The following is a 24,383-nucleotide window of genomic DNA, read 5'->3' as shown; positions in this document are numbered from 1 at the left end:
TGTTATTATGGAAAAAATATTGAAACTAAAAAGTAATTTGTGTAGTTTGACCGTATTGGCTTTTATGCTATTAACTGTAACTTCGATACAGGCAGTTAATATTTCTTCTGCTCAAGAGTTGAAAAATGCTTTGGGGAATGCTTCAGTTAATGGTAATGTGGTTACTTTGACGGGGAATATAGAAAGAAGAGAGGAAATTAACATTGTATCAGGTGATATAATTTTAGACTTAGGTGGTAATAATTATATATGTAATGGATATGATAAAGGTTTGTTTGGAATAATAACTTATTTGGATATTAATATTTTCCGTATTTCAGGAGGCTCATTAACAATAGAAGGAAATGGAGGAACTCTTTACAATAGAAATACTGATAATTCCACTATTGTTGTTGACGGTGGAATTTTAAAAGTTAATTCAGGCTATATTTATTCAAATGATCCTAACTCAACAACATCAAGGACTGCTAATGCAATAACAGTGAATAACGGTTCGTGTATTATTAATGGAGGAAAGATTGAAGCAAAGAAAGAAAGGTATGGTGCTATTGGTATACAGATAAATGGAGGAACATTTTTAATGCGAAGTGGAGAAATATCAGCAACAGCAATTAAAAATATTTCTAATTTACAAGATGCAATTGGTTTAAAAGTTTCAGGCGGAGACGTGAAGATTATAGGAGGTGGTATTAAAGGCGAGAATACGAATGATAATGCATCTTATGGATATGCTATTAGGTCAAATCTATCTGTTTCTAATTTGGCAAAAGGATGTGTTGTTAAAAAAGATGGTGTTGGACAGGATGCTTCGGGCAATGATATGAAAGGTTCTATAACAATATCTCCCATAAACTATACCATCAAGTACGATTCAAATAATGGCAAAATAACTTCAGATAGTTATACAACTTCCTATTCAATTTTAAATGATGGAGAAGCAAGAACTTTACCAATAGCAACACGTGAGCATTATAAACTTCTCCATTGGTATAACAATTCAGGAGATAATATAAATGAAAATACGGCATTAGCGCCATCTACTTTCCCTTATATAGATATTGATCACAAAGACGACCAAACAGTCAGTTTCAAAGCTAAATGGGAGGCCTTGCCTTACACTATCACCTATAATACAGATGGGGGAGGTACAATTGCCAGTACACCGTATACGGTAGAAAACTATCCCGAATCTTTACCAACCCCAACACGTGATGGCTATATGTTCACAGGCTGGTTTAACGGAGCTACCCCTGTTACATCTCCTACCGCATTAGCCGGAAATGTTACTTTAACGGCACGTTGGTCGGAGTATAAGTATGCGCTTTCGTATGTTACAAATACAGAGACAACACCCTCAGCTCAAAATTATACAAAAGCAACATCCGGTACAATAAAAATTCCTTCTACATGGGAAAGAAAAGGCTATACCTTTAAGGGTTGGTACGACAATGAGAAGTTTGACGGCAGTCCTGTAACTGTTGCTCCATGTCCACAGGATGGAAAAAATGTAATTGTATCACTTAAACTATATGCAAAATGGGAGGCAATCCCTTATACATTAAACTATGATTTGAATGGAGGCGGTACTTTTGCAATTACTCCAGATGCAACTTATACAATAGAAAAGACTCCGTATGTATTACCGGTACCAAAGCCGAAGACTGAAAATATAACTTTTAAAGGTTGGTATAATAATCCCGGTTTAACAGGTGATCCGATAACGACCATAGCCAAAGGAGATATTTCAAACAAACATTATTATGCTAAATGGGTAACAACTTATTATGCTATATGTCACTGGGAGTCTGAGACACGTCCTGGTATTGATAAGGTAGAGGACAAGAAAATATCTTTTACAAAGGAAGATGAAATAAAGTTGCCTGTGTGGGATATTGTAGATGGATATGATGTTGTAGGATGGTATGAACAAGGGCAAGAAGCTATAATAACTACCATAAAGAAAGGTACGGAACGCGACTTGAATTTATATGCCAAATGGAAGTTAGCAGAGTATTCTATTAATTATGAGGCTTATTATGGAACTTTATCGGGAGATGCGGCTAAGACTTATACTGTAATATCGGAAGATATTACCTTGCCTTATCCGGTACGTTCGGGCTTTACCTTTGCAGGATGGTATACTGAGCAATCTTTGGTAAATAGGATAGAGAAACTGCCGAAAGGTTCTATGGGAGATAAAACCTATTATGCGAAATGGCTGGCTGGAAATATTGTAGTATTTGATAAACCGGCTAATGGTAAAATCTCGGTAAAGAATGGCACGACAGAAATTAAATCGGGAGAAAAAGTTGGTGCAAATACGAAATTAACAGTTATGGCTATTCCGGAATCTTCTGTGTATAGTTTGGTGAAACTTACTGTAAATGGAAAGGAATATACCTCTTCGCCACAAGAAGTAGAAGTGCCTGCAGATAAGGGTTTGACTGTTTCCGCCGAATTTGCAGACTTGCGTCCATCGGCATTAGCTCCTAAAATAACAACGACACCTTCAAATACAGATTTTGTTCCTGCAGGAGAAAGTGTAACGGTTTCATTAACGAATACGGATGACGCGGCTACCTTGTATTATAGTATAGATGGTTCTACTCCGAAACAATATACACAACCTTTCCAGGTGAGTAGCCTTGCCGAAGGTAAAACAGTTGTTGTTACAGCTTATGCGAAAAAAAACGGTCATAAGGATGGAGTGGCAACGCGCAATGTTGCTTTTGGCAAAGGCAAAGTAACGATTATGTTTACTTTACCGAAGGGAGTAACGGCTATAAATCCGGAAGGTGGCGAGGTTATATCGGCTGTTGCCAGTGGAGGATCATTTGAATTTAAGTTGCTGGTAGAAAAAGCTTATTTTGAATCGGTGGATGATTTGAAAGTGGAAGCAAACGGAGTGGTGATTCATCCGAATGCGAAGAATATTTATACGTTGCCTAATCAAACAGGCAATATTACTGTCCGGGTCAGTGGTATCAATGGCATTACTCATACTGTAACACTAAAACAATCGGCAAATGGATATATCTGTTATACGGGAGAAAATGAAGATAGCGCACCGCGTACGGTGAGCCATGGTGATAGGGTGTCGGTTACAGCAACGGCAGATACAGATTATAAATTCTTCTCGTGGACGGATGGAACAAGTGATAATCCGCGCCAGGTGCTTGTAGAAAAGGACACTGTTATCCAGGCACGCTTCGTACAGGAAGATCCGGGCTATTTGATGGTATTGCCAACCTTAACAGGGGCAAAGGTGAAACCGCTGACAGGCTATGCTACCGAAGTGAAAAAAGGTGGAACGTTTAAGTTCTATATCAGCAAGGAAAGCGATTATAGCGAATCGGTTCCAGAAGTATATGCAAATGGTGAAAAATTAACGGTTTACAAGGATGTATATAGTATCTATAATGTAAAGGAAAACGTAGTGATTGCCGTGGATGGCATCCAACTGAATAAAACGGTGCTAAAGCTTGCAGAGAATGTGCTTGCCTTTAATCTGGAAACGGCAGAACAGATTACGGATCAGGCTCTGACGCCTACAACATTGATTTATCTGTTGGCCAAATCGCCTGCAGGTAAACGTTTCTCTATGTGGAATGATGGTAAAGCGGATAATCCGCGTATCATTGCAGTGAAGGATGCACAGCAATTGTTGCCACTATTTATATCGACTTCGAGCGAGAAGACAGTAAAAGTAGATCTGCCTCTTATACCGGGAGCCGGTATGGGGGCTGTCAATGCTAATGCCGAGGCTATTGCTTCCGGTAGCGATGTGCAACTGAAACTGGTTATCCTGCCACAGTACAGTAAGAGCCAGCCGATTGTGACAGTAGAAGGTAAAGTGCTTGAACCTGGTATGTTAATGCGTTCTTCTTCGGAAACAAAAACATTATTTTATAATCTGGATAAACTGGCGAAGGATGTGAAGGTGGAAGTATCCGGATTGGAATTGAATGGTTATACAGTCTCACTACAACAAAATACGGGAGGTACGATACGTGCCAGTAAAACCGGTTTGTTGAAGCATGGTACAGTAATTACTCTGAATGCTACACCTTCGAATGGTAATATATTTTTGAAATGGGGTGATGGTAATACGATGAATCCATATACTTATACAGTAACCGGAGATTGTGCGTTTAGTGCTCAATTTGGAAATGGAAATATTCCATTAAATAATGAGTCGATTGGAATGGATGGCGTACGTATTTATGTTTCCGGCAGAGTCTTGCATGTGGAAGCAGAAAAAGCTATGAGTTTATGTATTTGGAATTTTGGTGGACAGATGACACATAATATAGGTATTCCGGCAGGCAATTCTGCAGTAAATCTGCGTAGCGGTGAATATGTTGTGAAGGTGGGTGAAAATAAACCAGTGAAAATATCGATACGATAAACTTTCTGTTATAAAATAATTTGCTCCGCTTATCATCCAATTATTGGATGATAAGCGGAGCAAATTATTTGTAATTGGTTGATTATTCCTTTATATGTTTCTTCAATACCGGATAAAGTAATTCCGAATACCTCATAAAGCCTAAGTCTGTGAAATGAATCCCATCGACGGTTGCTTCTGCATCGTGGCCGATCATATCTTTGGAGGAAAGCATATAGATATTTTTTTCTCCTTTTTCTTTTAACGAACGGAAGATTGTATTGATCTCGTCGTTTTTGTCTTTTACCTCCTTGGCAATTTGCTGGTCGAAACGTGTATGAGTGAATATGGGATCTTCTATAAATAGGATTGGTGTATCTGGATGTTTTTCGCGAATGATGGTATAGAACTTAACAGCCCGTTCTTTCATTTGCTCTACACTGGCATTAGGCACGAAGTCTAATACGAACATGGAGGCATCCACTTCGGAGATCAATTCTGCTATTTCGAGATCCAACAATGCGTTACCACTAAATCCCAGATTTATACATTCCCGGTTTAACCAGCGGGAAAGAATATTTGTGTGTGCCATGCCTGGACGATTGGCACATCCTCCCTGAAGAATACTGCTGCCATAAAATACGATGGGTTTTTCTCTTACGGGCAAGTTTATTTTAGGTTGTGTAATTTCTGCAAGCGAGTCAATACCGATACTTAAAGAAACTGTTCCGTCGTATAATGGGAGATATAGCATATATTCCCGTTCTTTCGGTTTCATATTGGAAATTATAGTTGCCGTATTATCTTTTCCTGTTGGCCGTCCGCTATTAACGAATGTCCATTTTCCGTCAAGCAGACAATAAAGGTCAAGTCCTTTTGTTCCTGTCGGGGTCATGTGGTTCATGAGATTGTTGGTCAGAACCTCCCATTTGGCAGCTATGGTTGTGGAGTTGGAATGAAAGCGGATGGCAAGCCCCGCGCTGTTTTTACCAAGTTCCCAGACGGGCCCTCTCGATATGGATTTTAGAGATTCAGGCAAACGGCTATAGCGTGTATAAGTATTCTCTGTAGCTTTACCTAAAAGAGGAAAATTGGATGCGTCGTGATAAACGATTTGTCCTTTTATTGAAAAAGAAAACGAGAAAAGAAGTAATGAAATTAAAATAACAGGTGTTTTCATAATGTATATTATTAAAAATTGATTCAAAGGTATGAAATAGAATAAGAATCTCCAATATCAGACTTTCATAATAATTCCTTACCTTTGCATCTTAAAAAGAGAACGCAAAGATATGGAAAAACAATTTAAGAGGACGCTGATAACTACGGCGTTGCCGTATGCAAACGGACCGGTACATATTGGTCATCTTGCCGGTGTGTATGTGCCTGCCGATATTTATGCACGTTATCTTCGTTTAAAAGGTGAAGAGGTTTTGATGATAGGGGGTTCGGATGAACATGGTGTGCCTATTACATTACGGGCAAAGAAAGAGGGGATTACTCCTCAGGATGTTGTTGATCGTTATCATGCTATTATAAAGAAGTCTTTTAAAGAATTTGGAATCTCATTTGATATTTACTCCCGGACGACATCTCCTACGCACCATCAAATGGCTTCCGACTTTTTCCGTACTTTATATGATAAGGGAGAATTTATTGAAAAAACAAGCGAACAGTACTATGATGAAGAGGCCAAACAGTTTTTGGCCGACCGTTATATTACCGGAACTTGCCCCCACTGCGGTAATGAAAAAGCGTATGGCGACCAATGCGAGGCTTGTGGTACGTCTTTAAGCCCTACGGATCTGATTAACCCGAAATCGGCTATTAGTGGTAGCCAGCCTGTAATGAAGGAGACCAAGCACTGGTATTTACCTCTGGATAAATGGGAACCATTTTTGCGTGAATGGATTTTGGAAGGGCATAAAGAATGGAAATCGAATGTGTACGGTCAATGTAAAAGCTGGCTGGATATGGGGTTGCAACCTCGTGCAGTAAGCCGCGACTTGGATTGGGGTATTCCCGTACCGGTTGAGGGAGCCGAAGGTAAGGTTCTTTATGTGTGGTTTGATGCACCGATTGGTTATATTTCTAATACAAAAGAGTTGCTGCCTGATAGTTGGGAGACTTGGTGGAAAGATTCTGAAACGAAGATGGTTCATTTTATCGGAAAAGATAATATTGTATTTCACTGTATTGTGTTTCCTGCCATGTTGAAGGCCGAAGGTTCTTATAATTTACCGGAAAATGTACCGGCTAACGAGTTTCTGAACCTGGAAGGTGATAAAATCTCCACTTCGCGAAACTGGGCTGTTTGGTTGAATGAATATTTAGTAGATATGCCGGGTAAACAGGATGTATTACGTTATGTCCTGACTGCAAATGCTCCGGAAACAAAGGATAATGATTTTACCTGGAAAGATTTCCAGGCACGTAATAACAATGAGTTGGTTGCCATCTTAGGTAATTTTGTCAACCGTGCATTAGTGCTTACCGAGAAATATTTTGAAGGAAAAGTACCTGCTGCAGGTGAACTGACCGATTATGATCGTCAGACTTTAAAAGATTTTGAAGATGTAAAAGCCAATGTAGAACGTTTGTTGGATACCTATCATTTCCGTGATGCACAGAAAGAAGCTATGAACCTGGCACGTATCGGTAATAAGTATCTGGCAGATATGGAACCATGGAAGTTGGCAAAGACAGATATGGCCCGTGTCGCTACAATTATGAATATTGCTTTGCAGATTACTGCAAACCTGGCAATTGCTTTTGAACCATTCCTTCCGTTCAGCATGGAAAAATTAAATAAAATGTTGAATGTGCAACCGCTTGGTTGGTGTCGTTTAGGTGCGACAGATTTGTTGAAAGCCGGACATCAATTGGGAAAAGCTGAACTTTTATTTGAAAAGATAGAAGATGCTGTTATAGAGGCTCAGGTGCAAAAACTATTGGATATCAAAAAAGCAAACGAAGAGGCTAATTATAGAGCAAAACCGGTACGTGAAAATATCGAGTTTGATGATTTTCTGAAATTAGATATCCGTGTAGGTACAATTCTGGAATGTGCTAAAGTGCCGAAAGCAGATAAACTTTTGCAGTTCCGTATTGATGACGGTCTGGAAAAACGTACGATCGTTTCGGGTATTGCACAACATTACAACCCGGAAGAATTGGTAGGTAAACAGGTTTGTTTTATTGCAAACCTGGCTCCACGTAAGTTAAAAGGTATAATTTCGGAAGGTATGATCCTTTCTGCAGAAAATTTTGACGGTAAATTGGCCGTTATTACTCCTGAGAAAGAGGTAAAACCAGGTAGTGAGGTAAAGTAAATAACTACTTAATACGATATTATTATGGAAGGAAAGAATATTCCGATGGTGGATTTGCGTAGTCAGTATCATCGTTTAAAAGGTGAAATTGATGAGGCTATTTTAACTGTAAATGAAAGCACAGCTTTTATTAATGGTCCACAGGTAAAAGAGTTTGCAACTCATCTTGAGGAGTATTTGGAAATTCCTTTTGTAATACCTTGTGGTAACGGAACGGATGCGTTACAGATTGCATTGATGGCATTAGGGCTGCGTCCGGGAGATGAGGTAATTGTTCCTGCATTTAATTATGTGGCAGCAGTGGAAACCGTTACTCTCTTAGGATTGGTTCCGGTGTTGGTCGATGTAGACCCGTGGACATTTAATATTAATCCCTGGCAGATCGAACAGTGTATTTCCAGACGGACTAGAGCGATTATTGCAGTACACTTATTCGGACAGGCATGTGATATGGGAATCATTTTGGGAATTGCAAAATCTTATCATTTGTATGTTATAGAAGATAATGCCCAATCCTTGGGGACTGGTTATATTTGTGAAGACGGGACTGTAAAAAAAGCCGGAACGTTAGGCCATGTCGGTACTACTTCATTCTTCCCTTCCAAGCCGTTGGGATGCTATGGCGACGGAGGTGCTTTGATGACGTCCGATCGTCGGTTGGCAGAGCGAATCCGGATGATAGCCAGTCATGGACAGACCGAAAAATATCATCATAAATTGGTAGGTTGTAATTCACGCTTAGATACGATACAAGCAGCCATTCTGGATGTGAAGTTGAAATATCTGGATGAATTTAATGATAATAGAATAAAATTGGCTGTCCGGTATGATGAAATGTTGTCTTCTTGTAAGCATATTGAAGTTCCTCAAAAATCAACTTTCTCACAGCATATATTTCACCAGTATACATTGGTTGTGAAAGATGGAAAACGAGATTCTCTCCAACAATACCTGAAAGAAAAGGGAGTTGCGTCTACAGTCTATTACCCAATACCTTTGCAGGATCAGGAGGCATTTAAGGACACAGCCTTTATTCCTTATAAGATAAAGGTGGCAGGCGATTTGTCAAAATCCGTATTATCAATTCCGATTTACTCTGAAATGACGGTTGAAACACAGGATTATATTATAAAAACGATTTTGGAAGCAGATCAAAAGATCTGATAGGAATATAGAATGAAACAAGGTAATAAAATTCGTTTTGCTGTTATAGGTTGTGGCCATATAGGTAAACGTCATGCAGAAATGATAACCCGTGATGAAGGGGCGGAACTGGTAGCTTTGTGCGATATCCGTACTAAAGGAGAATTGGAAGTTGATATTTATACAGTTCCTTTTTTTCAGAGCCTGGAAGATTTGCTAAACTCCGGTTTGGATATTGACGTAATTAATATCTGTACTCCTAACGGTTTGCATGCACCAATGGCAATTCGCGCGATAGAGACCGGCCATCATGTCGTAATAGAGAAACCAATGGCATTAACTCTCCCTGATGCTGAAAAAGTTGTATATACTTCTCTTAAATATTGTAAGCAGGTATTTTGTGTAATGCAGAACCGTTATTCTCCTCCTTCTGTGTGGATAAAGGAGATGGTAGAATCCGGAAAGTTGGGTAAAATTTATATGGTACAGCTTAACTGCTATTGGAATCGTGACGAACGGTATTATAAGGCTGGTGGTTGGCATGGCGATGCAGCTTTGGATGGAGGGACTCTTTTTACTCAATTCTCCCATTTCATAGATATAATGTATTGGCTTTTTGGTGATATATGTAATATCCAGGCTCGTTTTGCTGATTTTAATCATAAGGATTTGACCGCTTTTGAAGATTCCGGTTTTGTGAATTTCCAATTTGTAAACGGAGGAATGGGATGCCTGAATTATTCTACATCTGTCTGGAATAAAAATATGGAGAGCAGTATGTTGGTCGTAGCTGAAAACGGTAGTGTTAAAATCGGCGGCCAATACATGAACGAAGTAGAGTATTGCCATATTAAAAATTATGAAATGCCCGAATTAGCTCCTACTAATCCGGGTAACGATTATGGACCATACAAAGGATCTGCGCAAAACCATAACTTTGTTATCCGTAATGTTGTGAATGTATTATCCGGCTCCGCTGCTATTACTACGAATGTACTGGAGGGCATGAAGGTTGTGGATATAGTGCAGCGGATATATGCATTGAAATAATAAAACTATCCCGATCATTTTAGGAAACCATCCCGATGATTTTGAAAAATCATCGGGATGGTTTATAATTGCTTGTATGGGAAGTCCTATCCTTATGCAGGATGTTTTACCAAAACCTTTAAAATTCAAACGGAATTTAGATTATATTACGTGAAAAGGATTTTGATTCAAATAACGAAAGCCCGAAACCAGATAAATAACTACCATTTTATGAACTTTAATTTATTCAAATTCCTATCTTTGTGGCACTTTTAGTTGTCCTTGGATGGGGGTGACGAGCTTTTGTGTATCTATAAGAGAATTCCATAATGTATAGCTTAAGGATTAAAAGGGAGATAAAATGAAACAAATTCTGGTCACCGGTGGAGGCGGCTTTATCGGTTCGCATCTTTGCGAACGTCTTTTGAAAGAGGGTAATAGCGTTATTTGTATGGATAACTATTTTACCGGGAAAAAGAAAAACGTCCTTCACTTATTAAACAATCCTTATTTCGAATTGGTTCGCCATGATGTAACATTTCCTTATTATGTGGAAGTAGACGAAATTTATAACTTGGCTTGCCCTGCTTCTCCGATCCATTATCAATTTGATCCGGTAAGTACAGTGAAGACATCGGTTATCGGGGCTATTAATATGCTGGGCTTGGCGAAACGTATAAAAGCCCGTATATTACAAGCTTCTACCAGTGAAATATATGGAGACCCGGCGGTACATCCACAGGAAGAAAGCTACTGGGGAAATGTGAACCCGATAGGACTTCGTTCCTGCTATGACGAAGGTAAACGTTGTGCGGAAACCTTATTTATGGATTATCATCGTCAGAATAAGGTAGATATAAAGATCATCCGGATATTCAATACTTATGGCCCAAATATGCGTCCTGATGATGGTCGTGTAGTTTCTAATTTTATTGTACAGGCTCTAAAGGGTGAGGATTTGACAATTTACGGTGATGGTACACAGACTCGCAGTTTTCAGTATGTGGATGATTTGGTGGAAGGTATGATCCGTATGATGGCTACAGAGAATTTTACAGGTCCTGTTAACTTAGGTAATCCGGGTGAGTTTACTATGCTGGAGCTAGCAGAGATGATTATCCGTCTGGTTGGTTCGAAGTCAAAGATAACTTTTATGCCATTACCATCAGATGATCCAAAACAACGTAAACCGGATATTTCGCTGGCAAAAAAAATGTTGAATGGTTGGGAACCTAAAGTGAAGCTGGAAGAAGGATTGAAGCCTACCATCGAATATTTCCGTAATTTATAATAGACAGTAATTCTGATATGAAAATCGCTATAGTAGGGACAGGGTATGTTGGTCTTGTCAGTGGTACTTGTTTTGCAGAAATGGGTACCGAAGTTTTTTGTGTGGATGTAGATACTAAAAAGATAGAAAACCTGAATAACGGAATTATGCCTATTTACGAACCAGGTCTTGAAGAAATGGTAAATCGTAATAAAAAAGCAGGCCGTTTGCAATTTACTACAGATTTAACAGAATGCTTGAATGAGGTGGAAGTAGTCTTCAGTGCCGTAGGTACACCTCCCGATGAAGATGGTAGTGCTGACTTGAAATATGTGCTGGAAGTTGCCCGTACAGTTGGACGTAACATGACGAAATATTTATTGCTTGTTACAAAGAGTACCGTTCCGGTTGGTACAGCTAAAAAAGTACGTCAGACTATACAGGAGGAACTGGATAAGCGGGGGCTGGATATACCTTTTGATGTAGCCTCTAATCCCGAATTTTTAAAAGAAGGAGCTGCTATCAAGGACTTCATGAGCCCTGACCGTATAGTTGTTGGTGTGGAGTCTGAACGGGCACAGGAATTGATGACTCGTTTATATCGCCCTTTCCTGTTGAATAACTTCCGTGTAATCTTTATGGATGTACCTTCTGCAGAAATGACTAAATATGCTGCCAACGCTATGTTGGCAACCCGTATAAGCTTTATGAACGACATTGCTAACCTCTGTGAAATTGTGGGAGCCGATGTCAACATGATTCGTAAAGGAATAGGCACAGACGATCGTATCGGCCATCGTTTTTTATATGCCGGTTGTGGTTATGGAGGCTCTTGTTTTCCGAAGGATGTAAAAGCATTGATAAAAACTGCTAATAAAAGCGGATATCCGATGCGTATCCTTCAGGCAGTGGAAGACGTAAATGATGAGCAAAAATCTATTCTTTTCCGAAAATTGGAAAAACAGTTTGGCGGACAATTACAAGGCAGACGCATTGCCATTTGGGGGTTGGCTTTTAAACCGGAAACAGACGATATGCGTGAGGCACCTTCTCTGGTTATTATAGACAAACTTCTGAAAGCCGGTTGTGATGTTCGTGCTTACGATCCGGTAGCTATGGATGAATCCCGCCGTCGTATTGGTGATACTATCTACTACGCTAAAGACATTTATGATGCTGTTGTGGATGCTGATGCTTTGTTGCTCATCACCGAATGGAAAGAGTTCCGTATGCCTTCATGGACTGCCGTTCATAAGTTAATGGCAAATCCATTGGTAATAGATGGACGTAATATTTATGATATCAAAGAAATGGAGGAATATGGGTTTGAATACCATTGTATAGGACGGTAAAAGACAGATATTAAATTAACAGATAGACCAAGACCTTAATTATGAAAAAAGAAATCGTTAAATTTCAGGAAGTTGAAGACCGGATTATTATTGTAAGAGATCAGCGAGTATTATTAGATTCGGATGTTGCATATCTTTATGGAGTAGAAACCAAGAGAATTAATGAAGCTGTTAAAAATAATCCATATAAATTTCCAAGTGGATATGTTATTGAATTAAATAACAAAGAGTTAATGTCTTTGCGGTCGAAATTTCCGACCGCAAATTGGGCTAAAATAAGAACCGTACCTAAAGCCTTTACCGAAAAAGGACTCTATATGCTCGCCACCATTTTAAAGAGTGAGCGTGCAACTCAGACTACGATAGCTATTGTAGAGACGTTTGCCAAACTAAAGGAACTTTCCCGTACCGTTTCCGCTTTATCCGAAGCAAACGGACAGGAACAAAAAAGTCTGACGCAGAAAAGTGGAGAATTGATAGCTGATCTTTTGGATGATGAACAGAAAGTAACAGATTCTGAAACAACAATCGAATTGAATCTGGCAGTGTTAAAGGTAAAGCATACGGTGAAAAGGAAAACAGAGAAAGAATAAAAAATATAGATGAAATTAACTTTATTCATAAATGGATAATGTGAAAATTATAAATCTCCCTAAAATTATTGATAGACGTGGAAACCTTTCCTTCATAGAAGCAGAGAATCATATTCCATTTGATATAAAACGTACATATTGGATATATGATGTCCCAGGTGGAGAGAATCGAGGAGGGCATGCTTATAAAGAGAATGAAGAGTTTATAGTGGCTTTGTCTGGAAGTTTTGATATTGTACTTGATGACGGAAAAGAGAGAAAAGTTTATTCTTTGAATAGATCTTATTACGGATTGTATATTCCTAAAATGTATTGGAGAGAAATGAAGAATTTTTCTACTAATTCACTTGCATTAATTTTATCTTCTACTGAATATAGCGAAAATGATTATATCCGTGATTATGATCTATTTTTTGAACAAATAAGTAAGATTGGTTAAGTAATGACTGTGTTTGATTGTTCTATTCTTCAGCTCCCTCGAATTGAAAATGAAAAAGGGAATATAACTCCGATTGCAGGGTTGAAGAATATTCCTTTTGAAATAGAGCGGGTTTTTTATACTTATGATATACCTGGAGGAGAAGCTCGTGGTGCCCATGCTCATAAAGAATGCCATCAATTATTAGTGGCAGCTAGTGGTAGTTTTGAAGTTGTTTTGGATGATGGACTAAATAAGCGAACAATTTTATTAAATCGTCCATTCTATGGATTACATATACCGCCTGGTATATGGGCGTCAGAACAAGGTTTTTCTTCTGGATCAATTTGTTTAGTATTAGCTTCACATAAGTATGATGAGAATGATTATATAAGGAATTATAGAGATTTTGTTTTATTTACAAATATGTTAAATTGTATTAACTGGTGGGGGGGGTAGGATATATATGTCTAGTTTCTCTTCTTTACAAAAAAGGGAGGAACTTGTTGCATGATACAGACTACAGTTTATGATTGTACTATCATAGAATTAGATAAGCACCATCACTATAAAGGGAATATAACTGTTGTAGAAAATGGCAAAACAATTCCTTTTGACGTAGAGCGTGTTTACTATTTATATGATATTCCCGGAGGAGAATCTAGAGGAGGGCATGCTCACAAGGAGTTACAACAATTAATCATTGCTGTAAGTGGAAGTTTTAATGTAACGTTGGATGATGGAAATATAAAAAGGACATTTACATTGAATCGACCTTATCAAGGTTTACTAGTAGTCCCTGGAATATGGCGTGAATTAAATGACTTTTCTTCAGGAGCGGTCTGTTTGGTATTAGCTTCGCATAAATATGAAGAAGAAGATTATATAAGGAATTATAACGAATTTATTAGATATAAGAATGGTATATATACATCCCTTGTCTGATGTTCAGAGTAAAAATGTTGATGAGAATACTTATATTTGGCAATATTGTGTAGTGCTGAAAAATGCTGTAATAGGAAAAAATTGTAATATATGTGCTCATGTATTTATTGAAAATGACGTAAATGTTGGCGATAATGTAACAATAAAATCGGGAGTCCAATTATGGGATGGAGTAATTATTGAAGATAATGTGTTTGTAGGTCCTAATGTTACATTTACGAATGATTTATATCCTCGTTCTAAGGAATATCCTGAAAAATTTGAAAAAACATTATTGAAAAAAGGGTGTTCTATTGGAGCTAATTCTACAATTTTAGCAGGTGTTGAGATTGGTGAAAATGCATTGATTGGAGCAGGTAGTGTCGTAACGAAAAATATTCCGGCAAATACGGTATGGTATGGAAATCCAGCAGTTTTAAAGGGGTATGTTACAAAAGAGGGAACGATTACAAAATTATAATGTCAATGGTTAAATTCCTAGATTTAAAACAAATTACTGATAAGTATTCTCTTGAGATTCATGACGCAATATCTCGCGTTATAGATTCCGGTTGGTATCTTCAAGGAATAGAAAATCAAAAGTTCGAGACTAATTATGCGGCTTACATAGGTTCCTCATATTGTGTTGGTGTAGCGAATGGTCTTGATGCTCTATATTGGATATTACGTGCTTATATAGAGATGGGAATAATGTCTGAGGGCGATGAAATTATTGTCCCTGCAAATACATATATTGCATCAATATTGGCTATTACGGATAATAATCTGAAACCTGTTTTGGTTGAACCTTCTTTAGATACATATCAAATTGATGATGCTAGAATAGAAGAAGCTATAACGAACCGGACTAAAGGTATTATGATTGTGCATTTATATGGACAATGTGCTTATACGGATAATATAGGGAAATTATGTGAAAAATATAATTTGAAGCTTATTGAGGATAATGCGCAAGCCCATGGATGTAGGTTTAGTGGCAGAAAAACGGGATCCTTAGGCGATGCCTCAGGACATAGTTTTTACCCCGGTAAAAACTTAGGAGCTTTAGGTGATGGAGGTGCTATTACTACAAACGATAAAGATTTGGCGGAACTTATAAGGGCATTGGCAAATTATGGATCTGCAAAAAAATATGTGTTTAAATATAGAGGACGAAATAGTCGATTGGATGAAATACAAGCTGCAGTGTTAGATGTGAAGTTGAAATATTTGGATCAAAATAATGCAATGAGAAAAGAAATTGCAACGTATTATATGCAGTATATTTCTAATCCGAAAATTATTTTACCAAAAGTTGAGGATTGGAATTCTCATGTTTTTCATTTGTTTACGATTCGTTCTGCAGAACGTGATATTTTGCAGGAGTATCTGACTAAACAGAATATACAAACACTTATTCATTACCCGATCCCTCCGCATAAACAGGAATGCTACAAGGAATGGAACCATTTGTCATTCCCGATTACGGAACAGATACATCGGGAGATTTTGAGTATACCTATGGGGCCATGCTTAACAAAAGCAGAGCAAGAGCAAATCGTTTTGGCGTTAAATCAATTTTAATCAAATGAAAAAATTATACGCAAGCATTGGAAGAGGTTTCGCGGATTTTCTCTGGTTGGAGTTGGCATAACATTCTTTTCATTTTTCCTTTTGTTTAATGAAATCCTTCATGCCAATCCTTATATCGCGTATGTAGTGGCTTATATTTATATATTGAATGCAAAGATTGTCTATAAAACATCATTGGAGAAAAAAGATATGCTGAAATATAGGTTAATCTATATTTCCAGTATGATATTGGGGACTGTCATTTTATGGATATATCTGCAATTATTTTCATCGATAAATGAGACAATTCTTAGTGTGGCAGTATTGCCTGTTACAATGTTGTGGAATTATTTCTTTGTGAATAAAATGTTAACTAAAAAGAAGGTTGAGTATGCCGGATAAATTACTTTCAATTATTTTATTGAGTTATTATAGTGGAGAGCGAATACTAGTCTCTTACCAACAGATAAAAGACTTGTTGGATAAAGGAAATATCCCGTTTGAATTCATTGTGATGGATGATGGTTCAACGGACAAGTCTTTTGAAATTGCAAAAAATTTGGAAAAAGAAAATCCAAATGTGAGAGCATACCAATTAAGCAGAAATTACACGAGTAATTATTCATGGTTTGCTGGGCTATCGGTCTGTAAAGGCGCATGTGCAATAGCTTTGCCGGATGACGAACAGCAACCTTACCAGACAGTCGTGGATATGTACCGATTATGGGAACAGGGGCATAAAGTAATTATACCTAATCGTATAATGAGAGAAGATCCTTGGAGTAGCCGAATATTCTCAATTTGCTACTATAGAATAATTAATGCTATTTCAGAGATAACTTATCCAGAAGGAGGAGCAGATTTAGCTTTTATTGACAGGGAAGTGATAGATGTTTTAAATACCAAAATTCACCCTATAAATACGGCGGTTGTTCCCGAAATATTTCGTTTAGGATTTTCTCCTGTATATTTTCCTTATGAACGTCCATTAGGACTGAATCAAGGAAAATCTAGATGGACATTTAAGAAGAAATTGCGTTTAGCGAAAGATGTGTTTTTCTCATCATCGTCTTTTCCTATAAAATTTATAACTAATCTTGGTTTTTGGACTGCAGCAATATCTGTGATTATAATGGTATTTTATGGGTATATTGCATTGTTTGGTAATCGTCAGTTTTGGGGAGTAACAGTTCCAGGATGGATATCAATAATATTGTTTATTACATTCTTCGGAGGACTGATATTACTAAGTCTTGGAATAATTGCTGAGTATATTTGGCGGATATACGAAGAAGTGAAAGCTAGACCGGGATATATAATTAAAAAATAATTAAACGTGAATTTAAATTTACCTATTTCTGCAAGTACGTTGCTGTTGTATTATGTTTTTGCGAATGTTCTGTTAATGATTGTATTTGTAGCAGGATGGCTTCTTAAGTATTATTGTTTTAAAATAAAAGAACCTATTTCTGCATTTTCAATTTTAACATGTTCTGTTTTAGGACTTAGTGGTATTATAACTATATATTCAATTGTCATAACGAAAGGATTAACCGTAAATTGGGTTTTGTTGTTTTTATTTATTATATATTGGTTTTTCTATAAAAAGGGATATGTTTCAATAAGAGTAAAAAAAACTTATACATCTTCATGGGGTATTTATTCTGTTATAATATGCTCAATTAATATTCCCTTCTTTCTGTTCTTCATGTACAGGATTATAGATTTTGAAAATGGCTTGTTTGTGCCATTTTCATATGATCTGGATTACTATGCAAAGGTTTCTCAATTTTTAGGTAAAGGTTATGAGAATGGCTTGTTGGAATATAATTTTTTCAAGTATATAGCTCCATCTCCATATCATTATTTTGAATTATGGACGAATGTTTTATTATATAAATTTACAGGTTTAAATGCCGTGATTTCATATATGGTCTCACTCCCTATGTTTTTTAATTCTTTGATATTTATATCCTTATTGGCAATAATTGAAAAAAGAAAAAAAATAACATTTGTATATATATTGTTTGCATTTATAGCATTATTATTAGCGGATATAATTCCTTTTCTTTCAGGAATAACACCTTTGATAAAAGGTAGTACATATAGATTAAGTTATCCTAAAATGTTGCCAATATTTTTATTTCTGTTTACTTCATTAGTATTATACATATATAAGAAAAAAGAGACTGCATATTTCACATTATTGTCGATACCGATACTAAATATTATACCATTAGTTGCTGTTTGGGGTACAATGGGAGTAATTTTATTATTTAATACATACAAAAAGCGTAAGATAGATTGGATATATTGGTTTCCTTTAATTAGTGTTTTGGTATTATATTTAATTTATGTATTGCAGTCTCCTCCTCGTTCGACTCATTGGGCAGAACTTTTTCATTGGGACTTATTGCGTCTTTATATAACTCAACCGATATTGTATGTAATAGCTTATATTCATTTTGTAATAGTGATTTTTATATTAAATAAAATATTTTTGAGAAAAGTCTTAAAGACATACAGTATGATATATTTTCTTTTGTGTTTTGTGACAATAACAATGAGTATAATTATGCGTCCTTTTAATTATGATGCAACCCAATTTGTAAATGGCACTATCCCTATTTTTGTTTTTGTTGTTATTGTATCAACTTTCCTTATCACTATTACATTTGATACTATGTTATTTAAGCGTTATCTTTTATACTTTTTTTGTATTATATCCTTGGCTGTAAGTATTATTCAATATAAAATGGATTTAATACCGTGGCGTCCTGTTGCTTCTGATTATAATGCAAAAATAGTAGAAAAAATTCCTCGCCAGGAAGAATATCATATAGGTTTTTATATAGGAGAGAATATAAGGTTAGGAAGTGGTGGTAATTATGTCTCAGGTGTTGTTGATGCCATTACTATTCCTGATATTTTGGACTATTATCATAATAATGTTATTCATTATTCTATAAATAAAGGAGAAAATGAAGCAAGATGGTCTACAGACCATACTCCTTATAGGGACTATTATAACAAACGGAAAGCAGAATTGCCAGAGATATCGGATGACGAAATTCGTCTTGATTTTATTAGAAATAATAATATAGAATATATACGTATATATAAAAGTGCTACTCCTTCTAAATGGTTTCTTTCTCATTTAATTTTAATTGCTGAAGATAAAGGTAGTGGAGAATGTTTTTACAAAATCAAGTAGGGATAAGATGACAGAAGAAACATTAAAGCAAAAAACTGCAAGAGGACTTTTTTGGGGAGGATTGAGTAATGGAGTGCAACAGTTATTGGGAGTACTATTTGGTATTTACTTAGCTCGTGTTTTAAATGCAGAAGATTATGGTTTGGTTGGGATGTTGGCTATTTTTTCTGGATTAGCGAGTACGGTTATAAATAGTGGTTTTACAATTGCTTTGACTAATAAACAGGATGCAACTCATGAAGATTATAATGCTGTATTTTGGTTTTCATTTTTTGTTGGTTTGGCTTGTTATATTATATTATTCTTTTGTGCTCCTTTAATTTCTAATTTTTATAATCAGCCAGAGTTGACAAATCTAGCTAGGGTTATTTTCTTAAGTTTTTTCTTTAATGGATGTGCGGGAGTTTCTTATACAGTATTATTTAAAAAGTTAATGGTAAAAAGACAGGCTCAAATTGATATTACTGTTATGACCTTATCTGGTATAGTGGGGATAACTCTTGCTATGAAAGGTTGTGCTTATTGGGCATTAGTATTTCAAAGTATGACTTTTATTTGCGGTGGAGCTTTGCTCCGTTTTATTTTCGCCCCTTGGAAACCTTCATTTGAAATTAATTTTAGACCACTAAAAGATATGTTTTCTTTTAGCTTAAAGTTATTTTTTACCAATATATTTCAACAATTAAATATTTATATTTTCCCTGTAATATTAGGACGATTTTATAAAGTTACAGATGTTGGGTATTTTACTCAAGGGCAGAAGTGGGTTGTTATGGGTAGTCAATCTTTATGGGGAATGTTTAGTGCTGTTGCCCAACCTGTCTTAGTAGAGGTTTCTAATGATAGAGAACGCCAAGTAAATGTGTTCCGTAAAATGTGTCGTTTTGGTGCATTTGTTTCTTTTCCTGTAATGTTGGGGTTGGCATTTGTGGCGCGTGAATTTGTTTTTATAGTACTCGGTGAAAAATGGTTGCCGTCTGTTCTTATTTTACAAATATTGTCGATATGGGGTGCATTTTTATTTTTACAAATTCTATATAATCAATTATTAATAGTTTATGGTCGTTCAGATCTTTATTTGAGGGGAAGCATATTTCAGGGAATATTACAAATAGTTTCTGTGTTGATTGCTTTTAAATGGGGTATAATAGTCATGGTCGTTATGTATGTTTCTAGCTTTTTGCTATCATTGTTGTATTGGCATCATTGTGTGAATAAGGAAATTGTACTATCAATGAAAAAGGTATTTATAGATATTGGTACATATTTATTTATAATGTTAGTGACAATCTTTTTAGTATATTTGTTGACAAGAAAAATTATAAATATTTATTTTTTGATTGGAATTAAAATTACTTTTTCTACAATTATTTATCTTGGCTTAAATTACGTTTTAGGATCAAAAATCTTAAGAGAATCCATATTTTTAATTAAAAATAGATTTTATGAAAAAAAATAAACTTTCTGATGTTGACTATATTACCTCTTATTTTCTTCATCCAATACTTTTTAAATGTTTTGAGAAATATGCTAAAGGCTATTTGCTGGATATAGGATGCGGGAGTAAACCTTATTTGTGTAATTTAGAAAAATATGTTGATACATATTATGGTTGTGATTTTGTCCAATCGAAGGAAAATAATGTTGATTTAGTATGTGATGCTATAGACATTCCTTTAGAAAATGAATCGTTTGATACTATAATTTCTACGCAAGTATTGGAGCATGTATTTGATACGAAAAAATGTATTTCTGAAAGTTTTAGGCTATTAAAGCCCAATGGAGTCTATATTATATCTGTTCCGTTAGTTTGGCCAATCCATTTGGCTCCTTATGACTTTCACCGTTTTACGAAGTATGGAATAAAAAATTATTTAGAAGAAGCAGGGTTTCGTGATATAGAGATTTATTCAAATGGTGGAAAATGGGCGATGATTGGGCAGATGATAAATTTAGGATTGTTTTTCCCTGTTCCAAGGAAACCATTTCTTAATATTATTAAGAAATGGTTTCTGTATTTATCAAATAAGTTTTTTGTTTTTATGGATAAGAAATATTTTAATGATAATTATACTTTGAATTATGTAGTGGTTTGTAAGAAATGAATATATTACTGTTATATTATACTCCTTTTAGTGAAGATGATAGTTTTTATTGGTTCTATAAACAATTAGTTTTATGGTTCAATAAGAAAGGATATCCTAGTGAATTGCATTTCTGCTATTTAGATAAAAAAGAGAAAGAAGTAATTAACGGATTACAATTGCCAGATGCATATAGTTTTAATTCGCAGAGAAATGTTTCTGCAATAGTAAACTATATGAAACTAAATAAGATAAAAATAGTATTTAATTTTTATCTTCCAGTGTGGAAGATAGGTGCATTTTTTATATCAATAAAAAATGCATATCCTGATGTTAAGTTGATAGAATTAATACATAATTGTCCAAACCATTCTCTTCAATTAAAGGAATATTGTTTAATGAATCCTGATTCAGGTTATCGGCCAAGTTCGTTGAAAGAAAGAATTGTAAAAGTATTTCCTAAATTGTATTTAATCTTGTTGAAAAAAAAACTTCATCAAGAAAATAAACAGGCGTATAATTTACACGACGCAATAGTTGTCTTATCTTCATCTTATATTTCTGAATATTTAACGATGATAGGTAAAGAAAAATCAGATAAAGTGTTTGCTATTCCTAATTCGCTGGCTCCTAGTTCATTTTTGAAAAGTAATGTTTCAATAGAGAACAAAAAGAAAGAAATTCTTTTTGTTGGAGGTATAAGGATAGAAAAATCAGTAATGACATTATTGAAAATATGGAAGGAGATTCAATACAAAATACCAGAATGGAAACTTGTTATTGTCGGAGATGGAATACAAATGCCGTTATGTAAAAAGTTGTATGAAGATTATAATCTTGAAAGGGTAGAATTTAAGGGATATGTAGATTCAAGGCCTTTAATTGACAGAGCATCTATATTATGTTTGACCTCTATAATAGAGGGACTTCCTACTGTTTTTTTAGAGGCAATGTCTATGGGGGTTATTCCTATTGGATTTAATACTTTTTCTGCCATTTATGATATGATAGATAATTGGAAAAATGGGGTAATAATTCCTGCTTTTGATATGGAGTTATATGCTAAGTCATTGATTCGTTTGGCTAAGGACGATGAATTAAGGTTTAAAATAGCTAAAGATGCAATATTGAAGGTAAAGCAGTATGATATTGAAAATGTTGGTGAAAAATGGTTTGTTCTTTTTAGGGATCTTAAATTTTTATAATCATGAAATTTAGGTATCGATTGGGTAAATTTATCAAATCAATTAAATTGATAAAATTTTTTGGGCTTAAATCATTTCTGCTTTTTTTTGCACCTCCATGTATGAGAGGTAAGATTATAAAAGTTGGAAAATTTTATTTTCGATTAGGTACCACTGATTTAGGAATATTTGAACAAATATTTTATTCGAAGCAATATGAAATAGATATATGCTCTCCTGAATATATAATTGATGGAGGAGCCAATATTGGCTTAGCAACTTGCTATTTTAAAGAAAAATGGCCGATGTCAAAAATTGTAGCAATAGAACCGGAAGATTCTAATTTTGAATTGTTGAAATTAAATACGGCGAATTTTAAAGATGTAAATTTGCTAAAAGCGGCAGTTTGGAATAAATCTTGTTTTTTAAGTTTTAATTCAGTGCATGCAAACTTTGATTCTTTTTCTGTGAAAGAATCAAATACTTGTACAAGTATTTCTGCTATAACAATAGCAGAAATATTGAGTCGATATAATTATCCAAGGATTGATTTGCTGAAAATGGACATAGAAGGTGCAGAAAAAAAAGTTTTTGATGAAACGGCACATCAATGGCTTCCCTTGGTGAACACTTTGGTTATAGAGTTACATGATAGAATGCAATTTGGATGTGCAAAGTCTGTTTTTTCTACATTATCTGTATATGATTATATATTGGATATAAAAGGAGAAAATTTTATTTTTATATTTAGAAAATGAATAATATAATAACTGTAACATCACCCCTTCTCCCTCCATTAGAAGAATTTATCCCATATCTTCAGGATATATGGAATCGTAAATGGCTTACTAATAATGGGCATTATCATCAAGAATTAGAAAAAGCTCTTTGTGAATATTTAAAAGTGCCTTATATAAGTTTATTTACAAATGGGACATTACCCCTGATGTGTGCATTACAAGCACTACGTATTACAGGAGAAGTTATAACAACTCCATATAGTTTTGTTGCAACAACTCATGCTCTTTGGTGGAATGGTATAAAACCTGTATTTGTTGATGTAGACCCATCGACAGGGAATTTAGACCCTGATAAAATAGAAGCTGCTATTACTCCCAAAACAACGGCTATAATGCCTGTACATGTTTATGGAACCCCGTGTGATATAAAAAGGATACAAGAAATAGCTGATAAATATGGATTAAAAGTTATATATGATGCTGCTCATGCATTTGGTGTGGAAAAAGATGGTGTTTCTGTTGTAAATGCCGGCGATATGGCCACTTTGAGTTTTCATGCAACGAAAGTTTATAATACAATAGAAGGAGGTGCATTGGTTTGCCATGATGAACAAACGAAGCAACGTATAGATTATCTAAAAAATTTTGGATATGCTGATGAAACAATAGTTGTAGCACCTGGTATTAATGGAAAGATGGATGAAATACGTTCAGCTTATGGATTATTAAGTCTTAAATATGTAAATGAAGCTATAGAAAAAAGACGACAAATTACTATTCAGTATAGAGAGGGGCTAAAAGATATATTGGGAATTCGTTTTTTTAATGATTTGATAGATGTAAAACACAATTATTCTTATTTCCCAATTTTTATAAATGAGGAAAAATATGGTATGAGTAGAGATAAATTATATGAAAAAATGAAGTCTAAAGGAATATATGGGCGCCGATATTTTTATCCATTAATTAGCACTTTCTCTACATACAAAGGATTAGAGTCTGCAAATCGTTATAATTTGTCTAATGCATATAAGCTAGCAGATGAAGTCATTTGTTTACCTATGCATCATAAATTAAGCACAAATGATGTATCATATATAATATCTAATATACGTACGAAATAATATTAACTATTTGAAAT

The 24,383-nt window shown here is 35.3% G+C and carries 21 protein-coding genes; 20 read left to right on the top strand and 1 reads right to left on the bottom strand.

Annotated features, from left to right (window positions below):
* Nucleotides 1-7 precede the first annotated feature (7 nt).
* The gene (locus tag CTY47_RS10390; RefSeq protein WP_099464676.1) at nt 8-4,408 is read left to right on the top strand and encodes an InlB B-repeat-containing protein; all 4,401 of its coding nucleotides are present in this window, start codon (nt 8-10) and stop codon (nt 4,406-4,408) included.
* A gap of 82 nt (nt 4,409-4,490) precedes the next feature.
* On the opposite strand, the gene CTY47_RS10385 is transcribed toward CTY47_RS10390, so the two are convergent.
* Nucleotides 4,491-5,567, bottom strand: a complete 1,077-nt coding sequence (locus CTY47_RS10385) for an SGNH/GDSL hydrolase family protein (RefSeq protein WP_099464675.1) — start codon at nt 5,565-5,567, stop codon at nt 4,491-4,493.
* Nucleotides 5,568-5,679: 112 nt separating this feature from the next.
* On the opposite strand from CTY47_RS10385, the gene metG reads away from it, so the two are divergent.
* The 19 genes from metG to CTY47_RS10290 all read left to right on the top strand — a co-directional run bounded on the left by metG (nt 5,680) and on the right by CTY47_RS10290 (nt 24,366).
* Nucleotides 5,680-7,719 (top strand): methionine--tRNA ligase, encoded by a 2,040-nt coding sequence (metG, locus tag CTY47_RS10380; RefSeq protein ID WP_099464674.1) that lies wholly within the window; start codon nt 5,680-5,682, stop codon nt 7,717-7,719.
* Nucleotides 7,720-7,743: 24 nt separating this feature from the next.
* Complete coding sequence (locus CTY47_RS10375) at nt 7,744-8,883, top strand: DegT/DnrJ/EryC1/StrS family aminotransferase (protein ID WP_099464673.1); 1,140 nt, start codon at nt 7,744-7,746, stop codon at nt 8,881-8,883.
* A 12-nt stretch (nt 8,884-8,895) separates the two neighbouring features.
* The gene (locus CTY47_RS10370; protein WP_099464672.1) at nt 8,896-9,912 is read left to right on the top strand and encodes a Gfo/Idh/MocA family protein; all 1,017 of its coding nucleotides are present in this window, start codon (nt 8,896-8,898) and stop codon (nt 9,910-9,912) included.
* A 340-nt stretch (nt 9,913-10,252) separates the two neighbouring features.
* Nucleotides 10,253-11,182 carry a UDP-glucuronic acid decarboxylase family protein gene (locus tag CTY47_RS10365; protein ID WP_099464671.1) on the top strand — a complete coding sequence of 310 codons (930 nt, stop codon included), beginning with the start codon at nt 10,253-10,255 and terminating at the stop codon, nt 11,180-11,182.
* A 17-nt stretch (nt 11,183-11,199) separates the two neighbouring features.
* Nucleotides 11,200-12,513, top strand: a complete 1,314-nt coding sequence (locus CTY47_RS10360; protein ID WP_099464670.1) for a UDP-glucose dehydrogenase family protein — start codon at nt 11,200-11,202, stop codon at nt 12,511-12,513.
* A gap of 41 nt (nt 12,514-12,554) precedes the next feature.
* Nucleotides 12,555-13,106: an ORF6N domain-containing protein gene (locus CTY47_RS10355; RefSeq protein WP_099464669.1), complete on the top strand. Its 552-nt coding sequence runs from the start codon at nt 12,555-12,557 to the stop codon at nt 13,104-13,106.
* Between the two features lie 31 nt (nt 13,107-13,137).
* Complete coding sequence (locus CTY47_RS10350) at nt 13,138-13,545, top strand: sugar 3,4-ketoisomerase (protein WP_099464668.1); 408 nt, start codon at nt 13,138-13,140, stop codon at nt 13,543-13,545.
* Between the two features lie 3 nt (nt 13,546-13,548).
* Nucleotides 13,549-13,983, top strand: coding sequence for a sugar 3,4-ketoisomerase (locus CTY47_RS17380; protein ID WP_099464667.1), 435 nt, complete (start codon nt 13,549-13,551; stop codon nt 13,981-13,983).
* Nucleotides 13,984-14,034: 51 nt separating this feature from the next.
* On the top strand, nt 14,035-14,469 hold the full coding sequence (locus CTY47_RS17375; protein ID WP_099464666.1) for a sugar 3,4-ketoisomerase: 435 nt from the start codon (nt 14,035-14,037) through the stop codon (nt 14,467-14,469).
* Nucleotides 14,444-14,929 carry an acyltransferase gene (locus CTY47_RS10335; protein WP_099464665.1) on the top strand — a complete coding sequence of 162 codons (486 nt, stop codon included), beginning with the start codon at nt 14,444-14,446 and terminating at the stop codon, nt 14,927-14,929. Before CTY47_RS17375 ends, CTY47_RS10335 begins: the two co-directional genes overlap by 26 nt.
* Before the next feature lie 5 nt (nt 14,930-14,934).
* Nucleotides 14,935-16,032, top strand: a complete 1,098-nt coding sequence (locus tag CTY47_RS10330; protein ID WP_099464879.1) for a DegT/DnrJ/EryC1/StrS family aminotransferase — start codon at nt 14,935-14,937, stop codon at nt 16,030-16,032.
* A 12-nt stretch (nt 16,033-16,044) separates the two neighbouring features.
* Complete coding sequence (locus tag CTY47_RS17630) at nt 16,045-16,422, top strand: GtrA family protein (RefSeq protein WP_099464664.1); 378 nt, start codon at nt 16,045-16,047, stop codon at nt 16,420-16,422.
* The gene (locus tag CTY47_RS10320; RefSeq protein WP_099464663.1) at nt 16,412-17,350 is read left to right on the top strand and encodes a glycosyltransferase; all 939 of its coding nucleotides are present in this window, start codon (nt 16,412-16,414) and stop codon (nt 17,348-17,350) included. Before CTY47_RS17630 ends, CTY47_RS10320 begins: the two co-directional genes overlap by 11 nt.
* A 6-nt stretch (nt 17,351-17,356) precedes the next feature.
* Nucleotides 17,357-19,234 carry a hypothetical protein gene (locus CTY47_RS10315; protein ID WP_143813374.1) on the top strand — a complete coding sequence of 626 codons (1,878 nt, stop codon included), beginning with the start codon at nt 17,357-17,359 and terminating at the stop codon, nt 19,232-19,234.
* Between the two features lie 7 nt (nt 19,235-19,241).
* Nucleotides 19,242-20,693: a lipopolysaccharide biosynthesis protein gene (locus CTY47_RS10310; protein WP_099464661.1), complete on the top strand. Its 1,452-nt coding sequence runs from the start codon at nt 19,242-19,244 to the stop codon at nt 20,691-20,693.
* On the top strand, nt 20,680-21,339 hold the full coding sequence (locus tag CTY47_RS10305; RefSeq protein ID WP_099464660.1) for a class I SAM-dependent methyltransferase: 660 nt from the start codon (nt 20,680-20,682) through the stop codon (nt 21,337-21,339). Before CTY47_RS10310 ends, CTY47_RS10305 begins: the two co-directional genes overlap by 14 nt.
* Complete coding sequence (locus tag CTY47_RS10300; protein ID WP_099464659.1) at nt 21,336-22,523, top strand: glycosyltransferase; 1,188 nt, start codon at nt 21,336-21,338, stop codon at nt 22,521-22,523. The genes CTY47_RS10305 and CTY47_RS10300 overlap by 4 nt, the downstream gene beginning before the upstream one ends.
* Nucleotides 22,524-22,525: 2 nt before the next feature.
* Entirely contained in the window at nt 22,526-23,260 is a 735-nt protein-coding gene (locus CTY47_RS10295; RefSeq protein WP_099464658.1) for an FkbM family methyltransferase, read from the top strand.
* Entirely contained in the window at nt 23,257-24,366 is a 1,110-nt protein-coding gene (locus CTY47_RS10290) for a DegT/DnrJ/EryC1/StrS family aminotransferase (protein ID WP_099464657.1), read from the top strand. The genes CTY47_RS10295 and CTY47_RS10290 overlap by 4 nt, the downstream gene beginning before the upstream one ends.
* The last annotated feature ends 17 nt before the right edge of the window (nt 24,367-24,383 follow it).

The organism is Parabacteroides provencensis, from assembly GCF_900232875.1.
Taxonomy (GTDB): domain Bacteria; phylum Bacteroidota; class Bacteroidia; order Bacteroidales; family Tannerellaceae; genus Parabacteroides; species Parabacteroides chinchillae.
This window is presented reverse-complemented; position numbering and strand designations above follow the sequence as displayed.